At 67.4% G+C, this 23,295-nt stretch carries 20 protein-coding genes; 11 read left to right on the top strand and 9 right to left on the bottom strand.

Features of this window, described 5'->3' with window-relative positions; translation table 11 throughout:
- Window positions 1-436: 436 nt before the first annotated feature.
- A complete protein-coding gene (locus ACXYMR_RS05400) occupies window positions 437-2,248 on the top strand; it encodes a DUF885 domain-containing protein (RefSeq protein ID WP_458941734.1) in 1,812 nt (603 codons plus the stop codon).
- A 19-nt stretch (window positions 2,249-2,267) separates the two neighbouring features.
- Entirely contained in the window at window positions 2,268-2,852 is a 585-nt protein-coding gene (locus ACXYMR_RS05395; RefSeq protein ID WP_458941733.1) for a hypothetical protein, read from the top strand.
- 80 nt (window positions 2,853-2,932) lie between these two features.
- Here the strand turns inward: ACXYMR_RS05395 and ACXYMR_RS05390 are convergent, their stop codons facing one another.
- A complete protein-coding gene (locus ACXYMR_RS05390; protein WP_458941732.1) occupies window positions 2,933-5,308 on the bottom strand; it encodes a TonB-dependent receptor in 2,376 nt (791 codons plus the stop codon).
- Between the two features lie 173 nt (window positions 5,309-5,481).
- Here ACXYMR_RS05390 and mtaB point away from each other — a divergent pair, with 173 nt between their 5' ends.
- The 4 genes from mtaB (at window position 5,482) to ACXYMR_RS05370 (ending at window position 9,154) form a co-directional block, all read left to right on the top strand.
- On the top strand, window positions 5,482-6,816 hold the full coding sequence (gene mtaB / locus ACXYMR_RS05385; RefSeq protein ID WP_458941731.1) for a tRNA (N(6)-L-threonylcarbamoyladenosine(37)-C(2))-methylthiotransferase MtaB: 1,335 nt from the start codon (window positions 5,482-5,484) through the stop codon (window positions 6,814-6,816).
- Window positions 6,813-7,742: a signal recognition particle-docking protein FtsY gene (gene ftsY, locus ACXYMR_RS05380; protein WP_458941730.1), complete on the top strand. Its 930-nt coding sequence runs from the start codon at window positions 6,813-6,815 to the stop codon at window positions 7,740-7,742. The genes mtaB and ftsY overlap by 4 nt, the downstream gene beginning before the upstream one ends.
- Window positions 7,743-7,823: 81 nt before the next feature.
- Window positions 7,824-8,471, top strand: coding sequence for an inner membrane-spanning protein YciB (locus tag ACXYMR_RS05375; protein ID WP_458941729.1), 648 nt, complete (start codon window positions 7,824-7,826; stop codon window positions 8,469-8,471).
- Window positions 8,472-8,563: 92 nt separating this feature from the next.
- The gene (locus ACXYMR_RS05370; RefSeq protein WP_458941728.1) at window positions 8,564-9,154 is read left to right on the top strand and encodes a MarR family winged helix-turn-helix transcriptional regulator; all 591 of its coding nucleotides are present in this window, start codon (window positions 8,564-8,566) and stop codon (window positions 9,152-9,154) included.
- Between the two features lie 210 nt (window positions 9,155-9,364).
- Here the strand turns inward: ACXYMR_RS05370 and ccmD are convergent, their stop codons facing one another.
- From ccmD to ccmA, 4 genes are read right to left on the bottom strand one after another with little or no spacing between them, the layout of a single operon-like run.
- On the bottom strand, window positions 9,365-9,520 hold the full coding sequence (gene ccmD / locus ACXYMR_RS05365; RefSeq protein WP_458941727.1) for a heme exporter protein CcmD: 156 nt from the start codon (window positions 9,518-9,520) through the stop codon (window positions 9,365-9,367).
- Window positions 9,517-10,290: a heme ABC transporter permease CcmC gene (gene ccmC, locus ACXYMR_RS05360; RefSeq protein ID WP_458941726.1), complete on the bottom strand. Its 774-nt coding sequence runs from the start codon at window positions 10,288-10,290 to the stop codon at window positions 9,517-9,519. The genes ccmD and ccmC overlap by 4 nt, the downstream gene beginning before the upstream one ends.
- A gap of 56 nt (window positions 10,291-10,346) precedes the next feature.
- The gene (locus tag ACXYMR_RS05355; protein WP_458941725.1) at window positions 10,347-11,015 is read right to left on the bottom strand and encodes a heme exporter protein CcmB; all 669 of its coding nucleotides are present in this window, start codon (window positions 11,013-11,015) and stop codon (window positions 10,347-10,349) included.
- The gene (gene ccmA, locus ACXYMR_RS05350) at window positions 11,012-11,680 is read right to left on the bottom strand and encodes a heme ABC exporter ATP-binding protein CcmA (RefSeq protein ID WP_458941724.1); all 669 of its coding nucleotides are present in this window, start codon (window positions 11,678-11,680) and stop codon (window positions 11,012-11,014) included. Before ccmA ends, ACXYMR_RS05355 begins: the two co-directional genes overlap by 4 nt.
- 168 nt (window positions 11,681-11,848) lie before the next feature.
- On the opposite strand from ccmA, the gene acnA reads away from it, so the two are divergent.
- Window positions 11,849-14,524, top strand: a complete 2,676-nt coding sequence (acnA, locus tag ACXYMR_RS05345) for an aconitate hydratase AcnA (RefSeq protein WP_458941723.1) — start codon at window positions 11,849-11,851, stop codon at window positions 14,522-14,524.
- 108 nt (window positions 14,525-14,632) lie between these two features.
- On the top strand, window positions 14,633-15,364 hold the full coding sequence (locus ACXYMR_RS05340; RefSeq protein WP_458941722.1) for a DUF1223 domain-containing protein: 732 nt from the start codon (window positions 14,633-14,635) through the stop codon (window positions 15,362-15,364).
- 3 nt (window positions 15,365-15,367) lie between these two features.
- On the opposite strand, the gene ACXYMR_RS05335 is transcribed toward ACXYMR_RS05340, so the two are convergent.
- Together ACXYMR_RS05335 and ACXYMR_RS05330 are read right to left on the bottom strand one after the other, a co-directional pair.
- On the bottom strand, window positions 15,368-15,919 hold the full coding sequence (locus ACXYMR_RS05335) for an ActR/PrrA/RegA family redox response regulator transcription factor (protein WP_458941721.1): 552 nt from the start codon (window positions 15,917-15,919) through the stop codon (window positions 15,368-15,370).
- Between the two features lie 41 nt (window positions 15,920-15,960).
- On the bottom strand, window positions 15,961-17,280 hold the full coding sequence (locus ACXYMR_RS05330) for an ActS/PrrB/RegB family redox-sensitive histidine kinase (protein WP_458941720.1): 1,320 nt from the start codon (window positions 17,278-17,280) through the stop codon (window positions 15,961-15,963).
- Between the two features lie 149 nt (window positions 17,281-17,429).
- Here ACXYMR_RS05330 and ACXYMR_RS05325 point away from each other — a divergent pair, with 149 nt between their 5' ends.
- Together ACXYMR_RS05325 and ACXYMR_RS05320 are read left to right on the top strand one after the other, a co-directional pair.
- Window positions 17,430-18,059, top strand: coding sequence for an SCO family protein (locus ACXYMR_RS05325; protein ID WP_458941719.1), 630 nt, complete (start codon window positions 17,430-17,432; stop codon window positions 18,057-18,059).
- 43 nt (window positions 18,060-18,102) lie between these two features.
- Window positions 18,103-19,368, top strand: coding sequence for a polyhydroxyalkanoate depolymerase (locus ACXYMR_RS05320; RefSeq protein WP_458941718.1), 1,266 nt, complete (start codon window positions 18,103-18,105; stop codon window positions 19,366-19,368).
- Here ACXYMR_RS05320 and ACXYMR_RS05315 read toward each other — a convergent pair.
- Window positions 19,365-20,894: a hypothetical protein gene (locus ACXYMR_RS05315; protein WP_458941717.1), complete on the bottom strand. Its 1,530-nt coding sequence runs from the start codon at window positions 20,892-20,894 to the stop codon at window positions 19,365-19,367. The two genes, ACXYMR_RS05320 and ACXYMR_RS05315, sit on opposite strands and share 4 nt — an antisense overlap.
- Window positions 20,895-21,002: 108 nt before the next feature.
- Window positions 21,003-22,976, bottom strand: a complete 1,974-nt coding sequence (locus ACXYMR_RS05310) for a transglycosylase domain-containing protein (RefSeq protein WP_458941716.1) — start codon at window positions 22,974-22,976, stop codon at window positions 21,003-21,005.
- 136 nt (window positions 22,977-23,112) lie between these two features.
- Here ACXYMR_RS05310 and ACXYMR_RS05305 point away from each other — a divergent pair, with 136 nt between their 5' ends.
- Window positions 23,113-23,295 (top strand): hypothetical protein, encoded by a 183-nt coding sequence (locus tag ACXYMR_RS05305; protein WP_458941715.1) that lies wholly within the window; start codon window positions 23,113-23,115, stop codon window positions 23,293-23,295.

Below are 23,295 nucleotides of genomic sequence, written 5' to 3'. Positions count from 1 at the left end.
CCCCCCCCCCCCCCCCCCCCCCCCCCCCCCCCCCCCCCCCCCCCCCCCCCCCCCCCCCCCCAACCCCCTGAGGCGGACTCCCGGCAAGAGATGAATGGGGTGGTGCGGCGCAAAATAGCGCCGCAGAATCGACAAAACCTGCTTCGGTCGCGCAATTCTTTTCTTTCTCGATTCCCAACAGTGTCATCCCGCATGAATGACCCGCGCAGGCGGGCCGCAAGTGCGGGACCCATCATCCCGGTGGCTGTCGGTTGAGCGAGGGGGTCGGAGAACGAGCGTAGAGGTCCCGGCCCTCCGGCCTGCCTGCGCAGGCCATGCGGCCGGGATGACACCTGAAATGTGAGCGGTCCATGTTCCAGCTCCGCTTGCCCGACCCCCCGGTCAGCGGCATGCTGCGCGCCAATTATCGACACCAGCCTCCGCCTAGGGAAAGTCCATGCGCCATCATCTGCTCGCCGCCATCCTGGCCGGCACGTCCGCCTTCGCCCTCACGCCGGCGCTGTACGCCCACCCCGAGCCCGAGCAGGCGGCCGAGCTCAACGCCGCCGAGCAGGCCTTTGCCGCGCTGGTCGAGGATTACGAGGCCTTCCGGCTGGAGAACAATCCGGGGGCCCGGGCCCGTCAGGGGGATTTGGAGGCGGCGGCCAGCTGGGCGGACGTCAGCCCGGCCACGCTGGAGCGGCAGGCCGAGCGCAATCGCGACTTCTTGGCCCGGCTCGAGGCGATCAACGCAGAGGCCCTGAGCGGACAGGACGCGGTGTCCTACGACGTGCTCGACTACATCCTGCGCTTCGACGTCGAACTGACGCCCTTCGGGCTGGAGCGCGCGCCCTTCCTCAATGATAGCGGTTTCTTCTCCTCGCCGACCTATGCCGCCGCCTCGACGCGGCCGCGCAATGTGGCGGAGGCGGAGGCCTGGATCACCCGGATCGAACGCATCCCGGCCTATTTCGAGGCCAGTATCGCGAACATGGATCGCGGCCTGGCCGAGGGCCACACCCAGCCTCGCCTGATCGCCCAGGGCGTCGCCAGCCAGCTGGAAACCCTGGCCAGCCTTGAAGACCTGCAAGACATCCTGATCCAGCCCATAGACGCCTTGCCCGCCACCCTGTCGCAAGCCGAGCGCGATCGCCTGCGCAGCGACGCCCTGGCCGCCATCGAGCAAAGCGCCCACCCGGCCTATGTCGAACTGCTGGCCTATTTCAACGACACCTACATCCCGCAGACGCGCACCAGCCTGGGCATCTCGGAGGTGCCGGAGGGCCGCGAGCTCTACCGCACCCTGGTGCGCTATCACACGACGCTGAATACCTCGCCGGAGGAAGTCCACCAGCGCGGCCTGGCCGAAGTCGCCCGCATCCGCGCCGAGATGGACGCGGTGATCGCCGAGACCGGGTTCGAGGGCTCGTTTGCCGAATTCCTCGCCTTCCTGCGCAGCGACCCGCAATTCTATGCCGAGACTCCGGAGGAATTGCTGATGCACGCGGCGTGGATTTCCAAGCGCGCCGATGACCAGATGCCGCGCTTCTTCGGCCGCCTGCCGCGCCTGCCCTACGGCGTGCGCCCGGTGCCGGCCTCGATGGCGCCGACCTACACCACCGGGCGCTACTGGCCCGGCGACCTCGAGAACGGCGTGGCTGGCGGCTACATGGTCAATACCTATGATCTCAGCCAGCGCCCGCTCTACACCCTGCCGGCCCTGACCGTGCACGAGGCGGTGCCGGGCCACCACCACCAGAATGCCCTGGCCGGCGAGCTCGAGAACGTGCCGGATTTCCGCCGCGAGACCTACATCACGGCCTTCGGCGAGGGCTGGGGCCTGTACACCGAGAACCTGGCCATCGACATGGGGCTCTACACCACGCCCTACGAGGATTTCGGCCGCCTGACCTACGAGATGTGGCGCGCCTGCCGCCTCGTCGTCGATACCGGCCTGCACTACATGGGCTGGACCCGCGAGCAGGCCGAGGCGTGCTTCCTGGAGAATTCGGCCCTGGCGCCGCACAATGTGCGTACCGAAGTGCTGCGCTATATTTCCTGGCCCGGACAGGCGCTGGCCTACAAGAGCGGCGAGCTGCTGATGCGCGACCTGCGCGCCCGGGCCGAGACCCGGCTCGGCGAGGCCTTCGACATCCGCGATTTCCACGACACGCTGCTGGAAGACGGCGCCATGCCGCTGGCAGCGCTGGACGCCAAGATGACGGCGTGGATCGAGGCACAGGCCGCCGAAGCGGCCGCCAACGAGTGACCGGACAAAGGGGGAAATGATGACCGGCGACTGGCAACTGGCCCTCAGCGACGCCCTGATCATTCTGGCTGTCGGCGCCGGACTGGTGCGGATCTGGCCGTGGCGACGCCGCGGACCGGCCCGCTTCGTCCGGCTGGGCCTGATTCTCATCGGCCTGGCCGCGCTGGTCGGCGCGCTGCGCTACGGTCTCGGTGGCGATGGCGTGCTGCCCGACCTGCACACCATGACGAGCCGCCTCGCGGCCTCGGCCGGTCTGCTCCTGATTGCCACCGGAGGGCTGTTCGCGGTCGACCCCGACCGCGTGCCGCCCGCCCTGTCGCGCTATGTCCGGGTCGCCATTCCGGTGGTGCTTGTCCTGGTCGTTATCTGGCCCGGCACCAGCGGTCTGATCGGCCTGGTCTCGGCGCTTGCCGTTCTGATCGGGCTCGGCACGGCCGGGCTTCTCCTGGTGCGCCAGCGCCGGGTGTCCGGCGCCGCCTGGGGCGCAGCCTGGCTCGTCATCCTGGCCACGAGCTGGACGACGGGCCATGTGTCCCACGCGCTGATCGCCCTGTTCGCGGTGCTGGCCGCCGAAGCCCTGCGCCGCACCCTGCCCCGGCCCTGAGGGCATCTTGCAACGCCGGAATGGAAAACGGGCGGGCTGATGATCAGCCCGCCCGCCTGTTTCAGACCTGACCCCCGGGATCAGTAGGTCTTGCGCACATTGATGCCGAAGGTACGCGGCTGGTTGGTGCGGTAGGACAGGCGTGCCCGGCCACCCCGCTCGCGATCAAAGGACAGGTTCACATTCTCGTCGAACACGTTGTCGATGAAGAAGGTCACCTGCATGTCGCCCCAGTCGATACCGGTCGACACATAGACCAGCTCGTACGGCTCCAGCTCGAGATCGAGCGTCGTCACTTCCGCCCCGGTGGCGCCGCCGAACGGCAGGCCGGAGGAGAAGCTGCCGGCACCCGGCACCTGGTCACCCGGCTGGGTGATGCGGTCGCCGACGTGCTGGATGGAGGCGGTGAAGAAGCCCTCGGCATTGTCGCCGGCCCAGGCCGCGTCCCAGTTGTAGGCCATGCTGGCCGACATCTGGAATTCCGGAACCGACGCCAGGCGGTTGCCGGCCCGCACGCCACCGAGCACGGCACCCGTGCCGTCGCGGACGGTGGAGTCGAAGCGGGCTTCGACATAGCTGCCGTTGAGGCTGAAGAAGAGGTTGTCGACCGGCTCGGTCGAGTACTCGAACTCCACGCCGGTAGTGTGCGCCTCGGGCACGTTGAAGGAGATGCGCGAGGAGCACGACCCGGCGTCCAGGGTGACCTGGAGGCCATCGATCTGGGTATGGAAGACCGCGGCGTTGAAGGTCGTCGAGCCGCGCTGGGCTTTCAGGCCGGCCTCGTAGTTCCACAGCGTCTCGTCGTCATAGGACTGGAAGCCGCCGAAGGTGACCAGGTCGCCCGGTGTACACAGGGCCGTGTTGAGCGGGTCATTGACGCCGCCGAGCCGGAAGCCCTGGGCTGCCTGGGCGTTCAGCGTCCAGGTGTCGTCCAGGTCGTAGGACAGCATGAAGCGGGCATTGAAACCGTCGGACGCGGTGGTATCGACCACGCCGCTATCGCCCGCGGCGAACAGGCCGCCCGTGGTGATGGTCCGGGTTTCCTCGAAATCATACCAGCGGCCGCCGGCCGTCAGGGCAAGGCGGTCAGTGGCGTACCAGGTCGCCTCACCGAAGATGGCGATCTGCTCGAGTGTGTAAGGCAGGTCGGAGTTGAACGGCGAGTCGGCCGGGAAGCCGTTGGCGACAGCGGCCGAGGTGCCGGCGCCGAGCGTGGCATCGGTGAAGGCGTCATAGCCCGGCGTGGGAAGGCGCTGGGCATAGTCGCGATCGGACTCGGCGTAGAAACCGCCGACGATCCAGTCGAAATCACCTTCATCGGCCGAGGCCAGGCGGATTTCCTGGGTCACCTGGCTGAACTCGGTGGTGTCGCGCAGGTTGGACGGCAGCAGCACGGCGGCATCCGGATAGCCCAGATCGACCGAGACACTGCCGGTCAGGGCGCTGGCATCGCGGCTGACCAGGATGGAGCGGTCGGTGAAGCTGGTCACCGAGGTCAGGTCGACAGCACCGAGCCCGACTTCGATGGTCAGGTCGGAGAGCATGAACTCGTCGCTGAAGGCCTCCTCGCGCAGCAGGTATTGCTGGCGCTCGCCCATCTGGATGGCGGGCCGGGTCGTGGTGTAGGGGTTGGCGTAGAGGTTGAAGACCTCCTGACGGTTGAAACCGTCCGCCTCGACCTCCTGATAGATCACGCGCGGCGTGATCAGGACATTGTCCGACAGCTCGAAGGCCAGCGAGGCCCGGATGCCGGAACGGCTGCCGGAGTTGACATCCTCCTGGATCGGGCCGCCTTCGCGCAAGGCGTCGATATAGCCGGCATACTCGGTGTGATAGCCGACCAGGCGCAGCGCCGCATTGTCTCCGAGCGGCATGTTGACCATGCCCTTCAGGTGACCGCCCGTACCGCCATCGGCGACCGTGTTGAGCTCCGCTTCGGCCGACGCCGCGTAGGCACTGAAGTCCGGCTGGTTGGTGATGTAGCGAACCGTGCCGCCGATCGAGCCCGACCCGAACAGCGTGCCTTGCGGGCCGCGCAGGGTTTCCACCCGGTTGAGGTCGTAGAGATCGACATCCGGCGTGAACAGCGACACCGAGATCACCGATTCATCGAGGTAGATCCCGACCTGTTCCTTGACGCCCGGCTGGTCGCGCACGATCTGGCCGGCCGAGACGCCGCGAATGGCAACCTGGCTCTGGCCCGGCCCGAGATTCTGGATCGACAGGCCGGCGACATTGCGGGACAGCTCCTCGATGGTGCCGGCGCCGGTGCGCTGGATATCGGCCTGGGTCTGCGCATTGATCGAGAACGGCACGTCCTGGATCGCCTGTTCCCGCTTGCTCGCGGTCACCACGATGACGTCCTGAGTGTCGTCCTGCGCATACACCGGAGCCATGGCCGTGAAAGCGAGGGCACCAGCCAGAGCGGAACCGCCCAGCAAACTTTTCTTTTGCATCAGAAGTCTCCCCAAATCAGATGTGACGACCATGTAACGAAAAAACGGTCGCCGCAAGCCACCGGACGTCGGCTTTGAGACCGGCCGGAAAACAAAGGCCGTTCACCGGCGGCACTCATATTTGACCACGCCGCTTGACCTTGCGCTCTTGCTCAACCACTTAGTCGCGCCTCATGAGCACGCGCGACGACAATCCCGCCGCGTCCGGAGCCGACACGCCGCCCCAGCGCGGTGCGGCGCCGGAGGCCGGCCTCGACATTCTCACTTTCGGCTGCCGGCTGAATGCGTGGGAGAGCGAAGTCATGCGCAAGCATGCGCGCGAGGCCGGGCTGGACAATGCCATCCTGGTCAATACCTGCGCCGTCACCAATGAGGCCGTGCGCCAGGCCCGCCAGCACATCCGCCGCGCCCGGCGCGACAACCCGGACGCCCGCATCATCGTCACCGGCTGCGCCGCCCAGGTCGATCCGGGCATGTTCGCCAAGATGCCGGAAGTCGACCGGGTGATCGGCAATGACGACAAGCTGAAGGCGGAGACCTACGACCTCGCCAGCCTGCTCGGCGGCACCGAGAAGGTGCGCGTCAACGACATCATGAGCGTGACCGAGACCGCCGGACACCTGGTCGAGGGCATGGAGGGGCGCGCCCGGGCCTATGTGCAGGTGCAGAATGGCTGTGACCACCGCTGCACCTTCTGCATCATCCCCTTCGGCCGCGGCAATTCGCGCTCGGTGCCGGCCGGCGAGGTCGTCGACCAGATCAAGACGCTGGTCGATGCCGGTCACAGCGAAGTCGTGCTCACGGGGGTCGACCTAACCTCCTGGGGCGGTGACTTGCCGGGCACGCCGCAACTGGGCCGGCTGGTCCAGGCCATCCTCAAGCAGGTGCCCGACCTGCCGCGCCTGCGCCTGTCCTCGATCGACGCCATCGAGATCGACGAGGCGCTGTTCGAGGCGGTGACCGGCGAGGCGCGCGTGGCGCCCTATCTGCACCTGTCGCTGCAGGCGGGCGACAACATGATCCTCAAGCGCATGAAGCGGCGGCATTCGCGCGACGACGCCATCGCCCTGTGCGACCGGCTCAAGTCGGCGCGCCCGGAGATTGCCTTCGGGGCCGACATCATCGCCGGCTTCCCGACCGAGACCGAAGCCATGTTCCAGAACTCGCTGCGCCTCGTCGACGAGTGCCGGCTGGCCTATCTGCACGTCTTTCCGTACTCGCCGCGCCCGGGCACGCCGGCAGCCCGCATGCCGCAGGTCAATGGCGCCGAGATCAAGGAACGGGCCGCGCGGCTGCGCGCCAAGGCCGACGCGGTGCTGGCGGCGCATCTGGACGGCATGATCGGCCGGGTCGAGCAGGCGCTGATCGAGAAGCCCGGCTTTGCCCGGGCCGGCAATTTCGCCGGCATCCGCCTGCCGGAAGCCGACATTCCCCGCCCGGGGGCCCTTGTCGATATCGAGACGAGCGGGCATGACGGGCGAGAACTGCAGGGGATCATCGCCGGATGAGCGAAAAGAAACCGGGCTTTTTCAGCCGCCTGACCGAGGGGCTCCGGCGCTCCTCGTCGAAACTGGGCGAGAATGTCAGCGCCATCTTCACCAAGCGCAAGCTCGACGCGGCGGCGCTCGAGGAGCTGGAAGACGTGCTGATCGGGGCCGATCTCGGTGCCACCGCCGCGATGCGCGTCACCGACCGGCTGGCCCGCGACCGCTTCGATACCGAAGTCAGTGACGAGGAAGTGCGCGGCGCCCTCGCCGACGTCGTCGCGGAGACCCTGCAACCGCTGGAAAAGCCGCTCGACCTGACCGGCGCCACGCCGCAAGTGGTGCTGTTCGTCGGCGTCAACGGCTCCGGCAAGACCACCACGCTGGGCAAGATCGCGGTCAAGCTGAAGCGCGAGGGCCGCAATCCGATCCTCGCCGCCGGCGACACCTTCCGCGCGGCCGCCATCGAACAGGTCAGCGTGTGGGGCGAGCGCGCCGGGGCGCCGGTGGTCAAGCGCCAGATCGGCGCCGACGCGGCCGGCCTCGCCTATGACGCCATCGACCAGGCCGAGCGCGAGGGCCGCGACGTGGTGCTGATCGACACCGCCGGCCGGTTGCAGAACAAGGCCGAGCTGATGGACGAGCTCCGCAAGGTCGTGCGTGTCATAAAGAAGAAGAATCCCGAGGCCCCGCACCATGTCGTGCTGGTGCTCGACGGCACGGTCGGCTCGAACGCCGTGTCCCAGGCCGAGGCCTTTCTGGAAGCCTCCCAGGTCACCGGCCTGGTGATGACCAAGCTGGACGGCACGGCCAAGGGCGGCGCCCTGGTCCAGGTGGCCGAGAAATTCGCCCTGCCCATCCACTACATCGGTATCGGCGAGGGCGAGGCCGACCTGCAGCCGTTTGATGCGCGAGCCTTCTCGCGGGCGTTGGCCGGGCTCGAGGACTAGAACACTGTCCGCAGCATCCCGCACTTGCCATCCGCCGGCCGGCGGGGCTCGTATGACAGACAGGCAAGTGGAGGCCCCGTGATGGCCCAGTCAGAGAAAACCAGCGAACAGGGCTCGCGCCTGCTCATCGATGCCGGCCCGATCGGGGTGTGGATCCTGGTTTATAACGGCGCCCGGGCCTTCGTCGGCTCCGACGCGATCTACTGGGGAACGGGCGCCTACATGGTCGCCGCCGTGATTGCCCTGGTCGCCTCGATGCGGATCGAGAAGCGGGTGCCGCCGATGCTGGTCTTCACCACCGTCATCGTGCTGTTCATGGGTGCGCTCGGCATTTTCCTGCAGGACCCGATCTTCATCTACGTCAAACCGACCATCATCAATCTCTTCCTGTCGGTGATGATCCTGGTCAGCCTGGCTTTCGGCACCAATGTCTGGAAGGTCTTCTTCTCCCACATCTTCAACCTGCCCGACGAAGCTTGGACCATCCTGGCCATACGCTGGGCCCTGTGGTTCCAGTTCCTGGCCCTGCTCAATGAAGGCATGTGGCGTCACATCAGTGATTCCGTGGTGCCGGAAAGCGCGCGCTGGTTCGCCGGGCTGGAAATCTCCGAGGCCTTCTGGTCCAACGCCAAGCTGGGCGTGCTCTTCCTGTCCGTCCTGTTCGCCCTCGCCCAGATGCCGCTGATGTCCAAGTATCAGGGCAAACCGGAAGCCGGCAGCGAAGCCTGACCTTTCGCCTATCGGAGTGGGCTGACAAATAGGCTATGACCTCAGAAGCCTGCCCGGGGTGCCGCCGGGCGTGCCCTGAGCGGGAGACGTCAATGCCAGCGAACAAGCCGGACAGCCCCGACTTCGAGCTTTCCGAGAGCCCGGGTCATCTCCTGCACCGGGCCCAGCAGTTTGCCGCCGAGCGCTTCGTCACCGCCATGGACGGCACCAAGCTGACGCAGCGCCAGTTCGCCGTCCTCATGGCCACCTCGCAGCGCGAAGGCCTGACCCAGAGCGAGCTCGGCAAGGTCACCGGCATCGACCGCTCGACCCTGGCCGAACTGGTCGCCCGCATGGTGCGAAATGGCGTGCTGGACCGGCGCAAGCTGGCCGAGGACGCGCGCGTCAACACGATGCACATGACCGAGGCTGGCCGCGCCCTCCTGGACACCGCTGCCAAGGGCGCGCGCGAGGCCGACAAGGCGATCCTCTCCGCCCTGCCCAAGAACAAGCGCGCCGCCTTCCTGGAGACGCTGAGGCGCATCGCCCTGACCCTGGAAAAGGGCGAGGAGGAAGCCGAGAAGGCGCGCAAGAAGGCCAAGGAAAAGAAGAAGAAAGCCAAGAAGAAGGCGAAGGAGAAGGAAAAGGCGCGCAAGGCGGAAAAGAAGGCGAAGAAGAAGAAGGCTGAGAAGGCGGGGACGTAAGGTCGTCCCCGCTGCGCGGACCTATGGTCCAGGGAGAAAGGGTTCCTTCCTCCCCCGCCCTCCAGCGTTTTCCCCGCCTTCATGGCGGTGCCTCTGGCCGGATTTCGCGCGCGGGTTGTCTGCCATTTCGGGTGCTGAGAGGATTCGAGGCCCCGCCATGAAGGCGGGGGAAACGGGGTGGCGCTGGTCGGCGAGGCGCCCGGCGAAGGCCTACAACCCCGGCTCTTCCAGCTGTTTCAGGCGTCGTTCCACCGCCCGTCGCTCGAGCAGGGCCGCCGCGACCAGCCCGGCCAGTGCCAGCACCGAGATTCCCCAGGCCGGCCAGACGTAAGCCGCATACCCGCCCATCGCCAGGAATTCGCTCATGCCGAACCCTCCGTCGGCGAGGTCGCGGTGAGGTCGCGCACCGGCTGCAGGGCCAGTTCGCGCTGGCGCTCCAGCTTCATCACCCGGCGTTTCACGGCGCGGCTGCGCAGGCGGTAGAACACCAGCCAGGTGGCCAGCGCCGAATAGGCCAGGGCCATCAGGGCCAGCGGCCAGAGCTGCGAGCTGTGGATGGTCGGCCCGTCGAAGCGGATCACCGAGGCGGGCTGGTGCAGCGACGACCACCACTCGACCGAGAACTTCACGATCACCAGATTGACCACGCCGGCCATGGCCAGGATGGCCCCGGCGCGGGCGGCCTGGACGGCGTCCTCGAGCGCGGCGCGCAGGGCGATATAGCCGAGATAGACCAGCAGCAGGACCAGCACAGAGGTCATGCGCGCATCCCACTCCCACCAGGTGCCCCACATCGGCTTGCCCCAGATCGAGCCGGTGACCAGGGCGAGCACGGTGAACACGGCGCCGATCGGGGCGATGATCTCGGCCGCCGCGTCGGCGATGGCGTGGCGCCAGACAAAGTAGACAAAGCTGGCGACCGCCATGCCGGCATAAAGCGCCATTGCCATGTAGGCGGCCGGCACGTGGACATACATGATGCGGATAGTCTCGCCCTGCTGGTAATCGGGCGGCGAGGCCAGGAAAGCCATGTAAAGGCCGGCCACGCCCAGCACACCCGCCAGGACGCCGGCAATCGGGATCACGGTCCGGGCAAGGCGGTCGAAGCGCTGGGGGTTGGCGAAATAGGACAGCATGGGGCTCAAATACTGTGGCGAGGCGGGATCGGCAACTGCGGCAAACCGGCCGGGACCTAGCCCAGGCGGGAGCGGATGGCCGCGGCAATCCCGAACGGGGCGAGGGCCAGCGTGGCCAGCGAGGCGGCGCAGGTCAAAAGCAGGTTGGCCAGGGCACGCTCATCACCCTCGAAGGCGGCCCGGCCGGCCCCGGCGGCGAAGATCAGCACCGGCACCATCATCGGCGCCGCCAGCAGGGCAATCAGCAGGCCGGCCCGCTTGACCCCTGCAGCCAGCGCCCCGGCAAAGCCGGCGATCAGGGCCAGGGCCGGTGTCGCGGCCAGCAGGGCCAGGCCCAGCAGCAATGCCGGCAGCATGGGCAGGCCGTACATCAGCCCCCCCACCATGCCGATCAGCGGCAGCGGCCACAGGGTCGCCACCGCCTGCCCGGCGACCTTGGCCAGGCTGGTCAGTACCAGGCCGCCCGGGGCCAGGGCGTAGAGCTCCAGCGTGCCGTCCGAATAGTCCTCGCCGAACAGGCGCTCGGCCGATTGCAGCACCGAGAGGAGGGCGGCAAACCCCATCAGGCCCGGCGCGGCGGCGGCCAGCACCACCGGATCCGGCCCGATGGCCAGCGGGGCCAGGGTCAGCGCGGCAATGAAGAAGGCCGCGGGTCCGGCCGCGCCGCCGCCACCGGCCCAGGCCAGGCGAACCTCCCGGGCAAAGACCGCCATCGCCGCGCTCATCGGGCCAGCTCCACCGCAGTGTCGAGATCGAGACGGTGGACTTGCGGCCAGTCCATGATCTGGTGCGTTGCCGCGACCACGGAGCCACCGCGCTGACGGTGCCGCGTCACCAGGTCGGCGAGGCGCTGTCGCCCGGCCGGGTCGAGCGGCGCCGCCGGTTCGTCGAGCAGCCAGAGCGGCCGGCCGGTCAGGGCCACCCGCGCCAGGCTGGCGTGTCGCTGCTGGCCGCGCGACAGGCGACCGGCCGGCCGGTCCAGCAAGCCGCTCAGGGACAGGGCGTCGAGCACGGGCGTCGCCACCTTCAGTGACATGCCGTGCAGCCCGGCCCAGAACCGAAGGCCCTGGCGCAGGGTTTCGCCCGGCTTGAGCCCGTCGACATGCCCCAGCCAGGCGATCGAGCCGGCCACAGGCGCCCGCCGTCCGGCGGCATCTTCCAGCCGCACGCTGCCGCTGTCGGGTTGGACAAACCCGGCCAAGGCACGAAGCAGGGTCGTCTTCCCGGTGCCGTTGGGCCCGGTCAGCAGCAGCGCCTCGCCCGGCTTGACAGTGAAATCGAGACCCCGCAGCAGCGGCCGCTCGCCCCGCGACAGGCCGACCCCGGCGACGCGCAGGGTGACCGGCTCGTGGACCAGGTCAGGCAGGAAAGAGGCGGGCTTGGCTGTCATGTCCCGCATGTCGCCCAAATGACAGCCATACGTCAACGGCGGGAACGCCGCATTGCCGCGCGCCGTTGCAGGGGTTAAAACCCGCCAAAACAAGTGGTCGCGTCAAACCGGCCACCCCTCCCCAAGCGGGCGCATCCGGCGCCTGCCCCGACGACAAGGACATGGCATATGGCCTCTCTCGACAGCTTTTCCTGCAAGCGCACCCTCACTGCCGCCGGTGAGACCTACACCTATTACGACCTCAAGGTCGCGGAAGAGAACGGGCTCAAGGGCGTGTCGCGCCTGCCGGCCTCGCTCAAGGTGCTGCTGGAAAACCTGCTGCGCTTCGAGGACGGCACGACGGTGACCAAGGCCGACATCCAGGCCATGGCCACCTGGCTGGAAACCCGCACGTCCAATCACGAGATCGCCTACCGCCCGGCCCGCGTGGTGATGCAGGACTTCACCGGCGTTCCGGCCGTGGTCGACCTGGCCGCCATGCGCGACGCCGCCACCAAGCTCGGGGCCGACCCGCAGCGCATCAACCCGCAAGTCCCCGTCGACCTGGTCATCGACCACTCGGTCATGGTCGATTTCTTCGGCGGCGCGCACAGCTTCGAGAAAAATGTCGAGCGCGAATACGAGCGCAATGGCGAGCGCTACAAGTTCCTCAAGTGGGGCGCCAAGGCGTTCGAGAACTTCCGCGTCGTCCCGCCGGGCACCGGCATCATCCACCAGGTCAACCTGGAGAACCTCGCCCAGGCCGTGTGGACGCGTGAGGAAGACGGCGAGAATGTTGCCTATCCGGACACCTGCGTCGGTACGGACAGCCACACCACGATGATCAATGCCCTCGCCGTGCTCGGCTGGGGTGTCGGCGGCATCGAGGCGGAAGCTGCCATGCTCGGCCAGCCGGTCTCCATGCTGATCCCGGAAGTCATCGGCTTCGAGCTGACCGGCAAGCTCCCGGAAGGCGCCACCGCCACCGACCTCGTGCTCAAGGTCGTGGAAATGCTGCGCGCCAAGGGCGTGGTCGGCAAGTTCGTCGAATTCTACGGCAAGGGCCTCGACAATCTGTCGCTCGAGGACGAGGCGACGATCGCCAACATGGCCCCGGAATACGGCGCCACATGCGGCTTCTTCCCGGTCGATCACGAGACCCTCGACTATCTCAAGTCGACCGGCCGCGACGACAAGCGCGTCGCGCTCGTCGAAGCCTACTCCAAGGCCCAGGGCCTGTTCCGTCCGGACTATGAGTCTGACCCGGTGTTCACCGACACGCTGCATCTCGACATGGGTGACGTGGTGCCGGCCGTGTCCGGTCCCAAGCGCCCGCAGGACTGGATCGAGCTGTCGAAGGCCTCCGAGGGCTTCGCGCGGATCATGGAAAGCGAGTACGGCAAGGGCGACGAGCTCGACAAGTCGGCGCCGGTCGAGGGCGAGGACTTCGAGTTCACCAACGGCAATGTCGCCATCGCCGCCATCACCTCGTGCACCAACACCTCCAACCCGTCGGTCATGCTCGGCGCCGGCCTGCTGGCCCGCAACGCCGTCGAGAAGGGCCTGACCGTCAAGCCGTGGGTCAAGACCTCGCTGGCCCCGGGCTCCCAGGTGGTCACCGACTACCTGGAGAAAGCCGGCCTCGACGACGATCTCGACGCCCTCGGCTTCAACCTCGTGGGCTATGGCTGCACCACCTGCATCGGCAATTCCGGTCCGCTGCCGCCGGCCATCTCCAAGGCCGTCAACCAGCATGACCTGGTCGCCACCTCGGTGCTCTCGGGCAACCGCAATTTCGAGGGCCGGATCTCGCCGGACGTGCGCGCCAACTACCTGGCCTCGCCACCGCTCGTGGTGGCCTACGCCCTGGCCGGTTCGATGAAGGTCAATCTGGTCAGCGATCCGCTCGGCCAGGACAAGGACGGCAATGATGTCTACCTGAAGGATATCTGGCCGTCCTCGCAGGAAATCGCCGACGTGGTGCGCTCGTCGGTCACCCCGGACATGTTTGCCAAGCGCTATGCCGACGTGTTCAAGGGCGACAAGGCGTGGGCCTCGATCGATGTCGCCGGCGGCCTGACCTACAATTGGGACCACACCTCGACCTACGTGCAGAACCCGCCCTATTTCGAAGGGATGACGATGACCCCGGAAGCCCCGGGCGATGTCGTCGACGCCAAGATCATGGGCCTGTTCGGGGACAGCATCACCACCGACCACATCTCGCCGGCCGGTTCGATCAAGGCCGACAGCCCGGCCGGTCACTACCTGCAGGACCGCCAGGTCCCGGTCACCGAGTTCAACTCCTACGGCTCGCGGCGCGGCAATCACGAAGTGATGATGCGCGGCACCTTCGCCAATATCCGCATCAAGAACCAGATGCTGGACGGCGTCGAGGGCGGCTATACCAAGAAGGATGGCGAGCAGAAGTTCATCTATGACGCCTGCATGGAATACCAGGCCGCGGGCACCCCGCTCGTGGTCTTCGGCGGCAAGGAATACGGCACCGGCTCGTCGCGTGACTGGGCGGCCAAGGGCACGCGCCTGCTGGGCGTCAAGGCGGTCATCGCGGAGAGCTTCGAGCGCATCCACCGCTCCAATCTGATCGGCATGGGCGTGCTGCCGCTGCAGTTCGCCGAGGGCCAGTCCTGGGACGGGCTGGGCATGACCGGTGACGAGACGGTGACCATCAAGGGCGTCGCCGAGCTCAAGCCGCAGGCCGATATGGAGATCGAGATTACCTTCCCGAACGGCGACAAGAAAACCGCCCAGGCGAAGGCTCGCATCGATACTGAGAACGAGCTGGAATATTACCGCCATGGCGGCATCCTGCACTACGTGCTGCGCAATCTTGCGGCCCAGTAGGCTGTCCTCAGTCGATCACGCAACGGCACTGCCCGCGTCACGTCCAAGTGATTGGTCGTCGCGGGCAGCGTCGCCTATCTAGTCGTCATGCGACTTGTTGCGTTGATATTGTCAGCCTGGCTGGTTGGAGCGGTGGCCCGGGCGGAAGGTCCGGCGATCGACCCGCCCGAGCTCTGGGCCGGTCCGGAAGCGCGGCGGCCGGTGCTGGTGGAGCTGTTCACCAGCCAGGGCTGCGGCCTGTGTCCCGCCGCCAACCGCTATCTCGGCCAGCTCGACCGGCGCGACAATGTGTTCACCCTCGCCTATGCGGTGTCCTACTGGGACATGTATGGCTGGGAAGACACCTACGCCCGCCCCGAATACGTCCAACGCCAGCGCAAATACCTGTCCCGTCTCAACGTGTCGCGCCTGTACACGCCGCAATTCGTGGTCGACGGCGTGCTCGACGCGCCCGGCTGGGAGCAGGACGCTGTAGCCGATGCGGTCGAACAGCGCCTCTGGGTGATGCCGGACAGCCCGATCATCGAGATCGAGGACGGCCCCTTCGGCTCCTACATCGTGCGCCTGTTCGGCGACGCCCCGGAAGAGGACCTCGATGTCTGGCTGGTCGCCTACGCGCCGGGCTGGCACCAGGTCGAGATCGCGGGCGGCGAGAATGAGGGCCTCGTGATGGACCATTACAACATGGTCAAATCACTCACTTACCTGGGCATGTGGTCGGGCGGCGAGGCCGAGTTCATGGGCGAGAGCCTGCGCCAGTACGGCATTGTCGCCATCGTCCAGGGCGCCCATGGCGGCCCGATCTACGGCTATGCCCGCATCGAGCCTGAAGGCGAATAGGCGCTAGCGCGGCGCCCGCTTCGCCAGGATCCGCTGCAGGGTGCGCCGGTGCATGTTCAAGCGCCGGGCGGTTTCCGAGACATTGTGGTCGCACAGTTCGAAGACGCGCTGGATGTGCTCCCAGCGCACCCGGTCGGCCGACATCGGGTTCTCCGGCGGTTCCGGCTTGTCCTGGGGATGGGCCAGCAGCGCCTTGATGACATCATCGGCGTCGGCCGGCTTGGACAGGTAGTCCACGGCGCCGGCCTTCACGGCGGCGACGGCGGTGGCGATATTGCCGTAGCCGGTGAGCATCACCACCCGGCAGTCCGCGCGCGAGGCGTGCAGCGCCTTGACGACGTCAAGGCCGTCACCGTCCTGCAGGCGCAGGTCGAGCACGGCGAAAGCAGGCGGGTTCTCGCGCGCCACTTCGCGGGCCTCGTCGACGGAACCGACCGCCGAGACGATGAAGCCGCGGCCCGTCATGGCACGGCCGAGGCGGGTCCGGAACGGGGCATCATCATCCAGGATCAGCAGGCTGCGGTCGTCGGGGAGCTGGTATTCGGGGTCGTTCACGCGCGTTCTCCTGGTCCGGATCTCTCGGCTTCAATGACTTACTAGACGACCACGGCAGGTGCCTCCACCCGCTTTCTCGGCCACGTCACGGTGACCAGGGCGCCGCCCGCGGGGCCGCCATTCCGGAAGGATACGACGCCGCCGCTGTTTTCGATCATTGTCTTGGCGATAAAGACGCCGAGACCCAGCCCGCCCTGGCCCGGCGTGCCTGATCTGGTGGTGATATAGGGCTCACCGATCTTGGACAGGATGTCGGCCGAGAATCCGGTCCCGTCATCGCACACGCGCACGCACACATGGTCGTCGTCCCAGCTGCCTTCGACGATAACCACACTGTCCGCGAAGTCGACCGAGTTCTCGATGAAATTGCCCAGTCCGTAGAGCACCTCCGGCATGCGGCGCAGGACCGGTGGCTCGCCCTCGCCGGCCGCCAGCTCGACCCGGATCACCGGGCCCAGGCCGCGCAGGGGCGCGCTGGCCTCTTCCAGGGCGGCGCGCAGATCGACCCGTTCGTGGCGCACATCGCTGACCGCCTGCTCCTGGCTCAGCCGCTTGAGGATGTCGCGGCACCGCCGGGCCTGGGTGACCATGAGCTCGGCGTCCTCGCTGAGCGGGCTGTCCGAACCGATCTCGCGCATCATCTCCTTGGCCGTCAGCTGGATGGTGGCCAGCGGCGTGCCCAGCTCATGCGCCGCCGCGGCCGCCAGCGTGCCGAGCGCGGACAGGCGCTGTTCGCGCGACAGGACGCTCTGGGTGGCGGCCAGGGCGGTCGCCATGCGCTTGCCTTCCTGGCTGACACGCCAGGAATAAACGGCGGTGAATGCAACGGCGATGAAGATGGCCGACCACAGGCCGAACACGTAAAAGCCGGGAAGCTCGATGCGCTCGCCGGCAATCCAGGGCAGCGGCAGGCTCCACAGCGACATGGCCCCGGAACCGGCCATCGCGATCAGCGCGACCCCGCCGGCCCAAGTCGGCGGCAGGGCGGCCACCGCGATCATCACCGGGGCCGCCAGCATGACCACGAACGGGTTCTGCAGGCCGCCGGTCAGCATCAGCAGAAGACACAATTGCACGACGTCGAAGCTGAGCTGGGCAAAGGCCTCCCAGTCCTTGGCGAAGCGCTGCGGCGGTACGGCCAGGGTCAGCGTCACATTGACCAGCACGCTGGCCAGGATGACGGCAATGCAAAACGCCAGTGGCAGGTCAAAGCCGAACAGGACATGGACCACGAAAACCGTCACGGTCTGTCCGGCGACCGCCAGCCAGCGCAGCATGACCAGGGTGCGCGAGCGCAGCCGCCCGAACACCGGGGTCAGCTGGGCATCGCCGCCATAGGGGTCCCAATCGCCATCCGTCATTGCATTTCTTCCTCATTCCCCGTCCTGTCATCCGGGGTGTTTCAGCATGCCGCAATGGACAGGGCGGCCTGCCCTACCTACCTTCGCAGGTGCAGCACGTCCCCGCCGCAGGTCGTCACCCTGCGCGGAACCAGTTTCGAGGAGCCTGCATGCCGCGTCCAGTCCTGTGGATCCTGATTGCCGCCCCGGTGGTCATGATGCTCACCTTCCTGACCCTGATGCTCAATGATGCCCGCAATGACGGCGCCGCTCCGGCCCCGACCCGGGTCAGCGGCGAGGCCGATATCGGCGGCCCCTTCACCCTGGTCGACCATACCGGCAGCACCGTCACGGAGGCGGATTTCCGCGGCCGGCCCATGCTGGTCCTGTTCGGCTATACCTGGTGCCCCGACGTGTGCCCGTTCTCGCTGCAGGTGATGGACGCGGCGCTTGGCCAGCTCGATGCCGAGGACCAGGGCACGATCCAGCCCATCCTGGTCACCGTCGACCCGGAGCGCGACACCGTCGAGCAGATGGCCTCATACGTGGCCTCCCCGGCCTTTCCGGACGGCCTGGTGGGCCTGACCGGCTCGCTCGAGCAGGTCGATGCCATGGCGTCCACCTACCGGGTGGCCGTGCGGCGCAATAATGAGGAGGGCGGCGAGGATTACCTGGTCGACCATTCCTCGTTGATTTACCTCATGGATAGCGAGGGCGACTTCGTCGACGTGTTCTCGCCGCAGGCCGATCCGCGCGAGATTGCCGCGCGCCTGCAACACTTCCTTGATGAAGACGTTTGATCATCCCGATCCCGGCCGCATGGCCATTCGCTAGGAGAGCCTGATGCTCTACAGCATGTACGAGTTCAATCGCATGGCGCTGGCCCCGTGGCGCGCCTATGCCAATGTCACGCGGCGCAGCCTGCGCGCGCCCTGGAACCCGCTGGCCGACACCATTCCCGGCCGCACCATGGCGGCCACGGCGGAAGTGTTCGAGCGCGCCACACGGCGCTACGGCAAGCCGGAGTGGATGATCGATTCAACCGAGATCAACGGCCAGTGCGTCGGCGTCACCGATCGCGTGGTGTGGAGCCGACCGTGGTGCGACCTGGTGCATTTCCGGCGCGAGCCGAAAGCGCTGCAGGCCGCAGCGGGCGACACGCCGCAGCCGAAAGTCCTGTTCGTGGCACCGATGTCCGGCCATTACGCGACGCTTTTGCGCGGCACCGTCGAGGCCTTCCTGCCCGATCATGAGGTCTACATCACCGACTGGCGCGATGCCCGCATGGTGCCGGTCAGCCAGGGCCGCTTCGACCTGGACGACTTCGCGGCCCACATTCGCGAGATGATCGGCGAGCTGGGACCGGACGTGCACGTCGTGGCGGTCTGTCAGCCCGGCCCGCCGACCCTCGCCGCCATCGCCATGATGGCCGAAGACCAGGACCCGAAGCGCCCGGCCTCGATGACCTTCATGGGCTCCCCCATCGACACCCGCCTGTCGCCGACCGTGCCCAACCAGCTGGCCCAGGAAAAACCCTTCGACTGGTTCGAGAGCAATCTGATCCACACGGTCCCGGTGCCCAATCCGGGCGCCATGCGCCGCGTCTATCCCGGCTTTCTGCAGTTGGCCGGCTTCATGAACATGAATCTGGACCGTCATGTCGACGCCCACTGGGACTTCTTCAATCACCTGATCGAGGGTGATGGCGACAGCGCCGAGAAGCATGTCAGCTTCTATGACGAATATCTCTCGGTGATGGATCTGAGCGAGGAATTCTACCTGCAGACCATCCGTGACGTGTTCCAGGAGCACAAGCTGGCGCGCGGCGAGCAATACCATCACGGCCGCCGGGTCGACCCGTCCCACGTCACCGATGTCGCCCTGCTCACCGTCGAGGGCGAGAATGACGACATCTCCGGCATCGGCCAGACGCAGGCCGCGCATACCCTGTGCGACAAACTGCCCAAGACGCTGAGCGATGACTATATCCAGGCCGATGTCGGTCATTACGGCGTGTTCAACGGCCGTCGTTTCCGCGAACAGATTGCCCCGCGCATGAAAGCCTTCATGCGTGAGCAGGGCGCCGAGGCGCTGGCCTCTCGCGACTAGTTCGGGGGTTGGTGGCTGACGCTCAGCCCGAGCCGCTCGAGGTCCAGCGTGCCGTCGGCCTGCTGGGCCTCCAGCTCACCTAACGGGATGGGCGGTGCAGGCTCGAGCTCGATGACCAGACCGCCGCCGCGCACGAGGAAATCACTCAGCGCCAGTGACAGGTCGCTGACCAGCGGCCGCGGGATCTCGGCCGGCGCCGTGGCCAGCCCCATGGCGACCAGCAGGGGCGCCTGGCTGCGCAACTCCCGCGCCGTCATGCCCTGTGGCCGTGCCAGCGCGGTGAGCAGGCGGTCGAGGAAGGACTGATCGGTCAGCGTCAGCCGCATCCGGTCGAGCCGGACGGTATCGAGGGCTGCCTTGCCCCGCTCTGCCGCCCCGGCCGCTCCCGCCGCCTCGAGATAAGCGTCATAGCCGCTGAGTTCCTGGCTGAAGTCGATCCGCAAGGCATCGCTCACATCGAGCGCGTTGACCCCGTCCGTGCGCAGCCGGCCGGTTTCACTGTCATAGATCGAGCGGGCGGTGACCGAGAAATCGAGCCCGTCATAGTCCAGCATGGCCAGCCACTGGCCGACCAGGGCGCCGCCCGGGCGGGTGGCATCGGCAGACAGCCGCCCTCCCGTCAGGCTGAATTCCGATACCAGACCGGTCCGGCTCTCTTCGACCTCTGCCCGGATCCGTTCCACGGTGACCATCAGCCCGTCCGCGTCAAAGGCCAGGTCGACGGCCTGCATGGTCTCGAAACCGCTCGTGGGGGTGCCCAGGGCAGCGCCGTAATAGGGGGCCAGCGGATCCTCGCCGCGATCCCCGGCAAACAGAGTGTCCATCAGGCCGGCAAACACCGAGGTTTCGATGCCGGACAGCGTCACTTCGCCGACGCGGATCGCCGGCGCCGCTTCGGTACCCGATTGCGACACGACGAAATTGCGCAAAGCGAAGGCGGCCAGTCGGCTGGTGTCCAGATCACCCAGCTCCAGGCTTTCCAGGCGGACATTGAGCGGATCACGGATATCGCCGTCATCGAGTTCGAGGCCGGAAAACCGGACCGTGTCGAAAGTGTATAATTCCCAGCCAACAAGACCTTCACCGCCGAGCCCGGCGGCCAGATGGTCGGCGATGTCGGCGGCCAGGGTGACATTGGGCCCGGCCACCTCGACGCGATCCAGAGCCAGCCGGCCTTCGGCCTGCGGAGCGGTGCGGATGTCCTCCAGAACCAGCCTGTCAAAGCGCAGATCGCCATTGTCGGCGAGCCGCGGTGCAACGACCGAGAGTCGTCCGACCAGGATCACATCGGCCTCGTCGCCGGCCGCCGTGTCCACCGGCTCGTGCGTGAACACGACTTCGGTGAAGACATGGGTATTGTCGGCCTGCTCGTAGCCGGCATGCATCACCGGTCCGTCGCCGGACTGCGCCACCAGGCCCATCCGCGCCAGCGCGTCGGCGGCCTCTCCGGTCGCGGCGTCGCGGTCCGAGCAGGCAGCAAGGAACAGGACGGCCAGGACGGTCAGGCAGGACATCAGGCGGGGCATACAAATTCCTCAGATTTCCAGGCGGGGGAACACTCGCGGCGCGGCACGGGCCGGCGGAACGGCCCCGGCCTACTGCCGGCCGAACATCCACATTTCGGGGTCGGGCGTCTAGTCGCGACCGGACAGGGCCGACAGGAACGCGCCGATCGGATCGCTGCCCTGTTCATCCTGCGTCGTCTGCTCTGCCTCGACCGGGGCCGGCACGCGGGCTTCGGCCATGGTCACGGCGGGCTGCGATGCGAGGCCGTGGCGCGGGGCGTCAGCCATGAAGGCACCGAAGACACGCGCCGGCGGGCCCCCGCCAGTGGCCCGGTCGGTCGGCGCGTTGTCGTCGTTTCCGGTCCACACGACAGTTACGAGGTCGCCGGCAAAACCGGCGAACCAGGCGTCGCGGAATTCATTGGTGGTACCGGTCTTGCCGCCCGTCACCAGGCCAGCCGTGGCAGCCCGGCGGCCGGTGCCTGCACGCACATTGTGCACCAGCAGATCATGCATGCGCGCCGTGGTGCGGGCATCGAGCACTGTCGGGTGATGGCCCGCCCCGCGCACATGGACCGTTTCGCCTTCGGCGGTCTCGATCCGGGTCACGCCATAGGCCGGGGCGAGCTGGCCGCCATTGGCGAAGGGAACGTAGGCCCCGGCCAGCTCCAGCGGCGTCACCTCGAACACGCCGAGCGCCAGGGAACGGTCGATGCGCATCGGGCTCTCGATGCCCATGCGGCGGGCCAGTCGCGCGACATGGCCGCGGCCGGTTTCCTCGGCGATCTGCACGGCGATGGAATTGGACGAGCGGGCGAAGGCCTCGCGCAGCGTCATGGCGCCGCCGTAATCGCCATTGTAATTCTGCGGCGACCAGTCGCCGACCTGCACCGGGACGTCGTCGCGCACCATCTCCGGCGTCAGGCCGGCCTCGAAGGCGGAAGCGTAGACGAAGGGTTTAAAGGCCGAGCCGGGCTGGCGGCTGGCCAGGATGGCGCGGTTGAACTGGGAACGGGCATAGTCCCGACCGCCCACCAGCGCCCGCACAGCGCCGTCCATGGCGAGAGAGACCACAGCCCCCTCGGATGCGCCTGCCGCGGCCTCTGCGTCGTCCAGAACGCCCGCAAGGGCCGCTTCGGCGGCGCGCTGGGCGTCAACATCGAGCGTGGTGAAGACCACCAGGTCGCCATGGTCGGGACCGGCCAGTTCGCGCACTTGCGGCGCCAGCCAGTCGATGAAGTATTGCGCGCCCTGGCTGGAGGCCCCGCGCGACACCAGGATCGGGATCTCGGCCGCGGCATTGCGCTCGTCCTCGCTGATGCGCCCGGTCTGGGCCATCAGGTCGAGCACGACGGTGGCCCGCGCCGCGGCGCGCTGGGCGTCACTGACCGGGCTGTAGCGCGAGGGCGCCTTGAGCAGGCCGGCCAGGAGAGCGGATTCGCCGAGCGACAGGTCGGAGGCCGACTTGCCGAAATAGCGCATGGACGCCGCCTCGACGCCCCAGGCACCACCGCCGAAATACACGCGGTTGAGATAGAGTTCGAGGATCTCGTCCTTGCTGAACCGGCTTTCCAGCCAGAAGGCGAGCATCATCTCCTGCACCTTGCGGCGCATCGTGCGCTCCGGCGTCAGGAACAGGTTCTTGGCCAGCTGCTGGGTCAGGGTCGAGCCGCCCTGGACCACGTGGCCGGCCCGGATATTGGCCAGCATGGCGCGGCTCAGGCCGATGAAGTCGATGCCGGGATGGCTGTAGAAACGCCGGTCCTCGACCGCGAGCACGGCGTCGACGAGGTCGGCGGGAATGTTCTCGAAGCTGATCTCATTGCCGTGCGCCGAGCCGCGCCGGGCAATCAGGCGGCCGCGATGGTCGACAAAGGTGATCGAGGCGGCCGGCTCGATCCGGGCCAGGCCGCTGGTGTCAGGCAGGTCGCGGGCCACCGAGACCAGCATGCCCGCCACGCCGAGGCTGCCGATGACACACAGCACGGCGAGACTACGAAACCACGGAAAGCCGCCGCCGCCCGAGCCGGAGGAGCGCCGGGAGGATGAAGGCGGATGAGTCCGCTTGGAGGCCGTCCGGGCCTTGTGCGACCGCCGGGCCATGTCCGTTCCTCGCCTGCCTGCAGGAGGTTTATCTGTCGCCATCGAAGTTAATGCCCCGTGAATGCCGGCCCGCAGGCCAAGCCCCTTGCACGGGCCCACTCCTCGCTCCACCATGTGGCCGAAGAGGGGCGTCACCATGTCGATTAAGCGATCACTTCTTGTCTTGGCCACGCTGATGGCCGCCGGCAGCCTGTCTGCCTGCGTGATCTATGAGGGGCGCGACGCGGTCTGCCCCAATGCCGATCCCAATTCGGACAACTGGCCCTATTGCGGCGGTGCCGCGCCGGGCGGGGCCCAGCCCGCCGACGGCTGGAACTAG

The organism is Maricaulis sp. CAU 1757, assembly GCF_054482675.1.
This window is presented reverse-complemented; position numbering and strand designations above follow the sequence as displayed.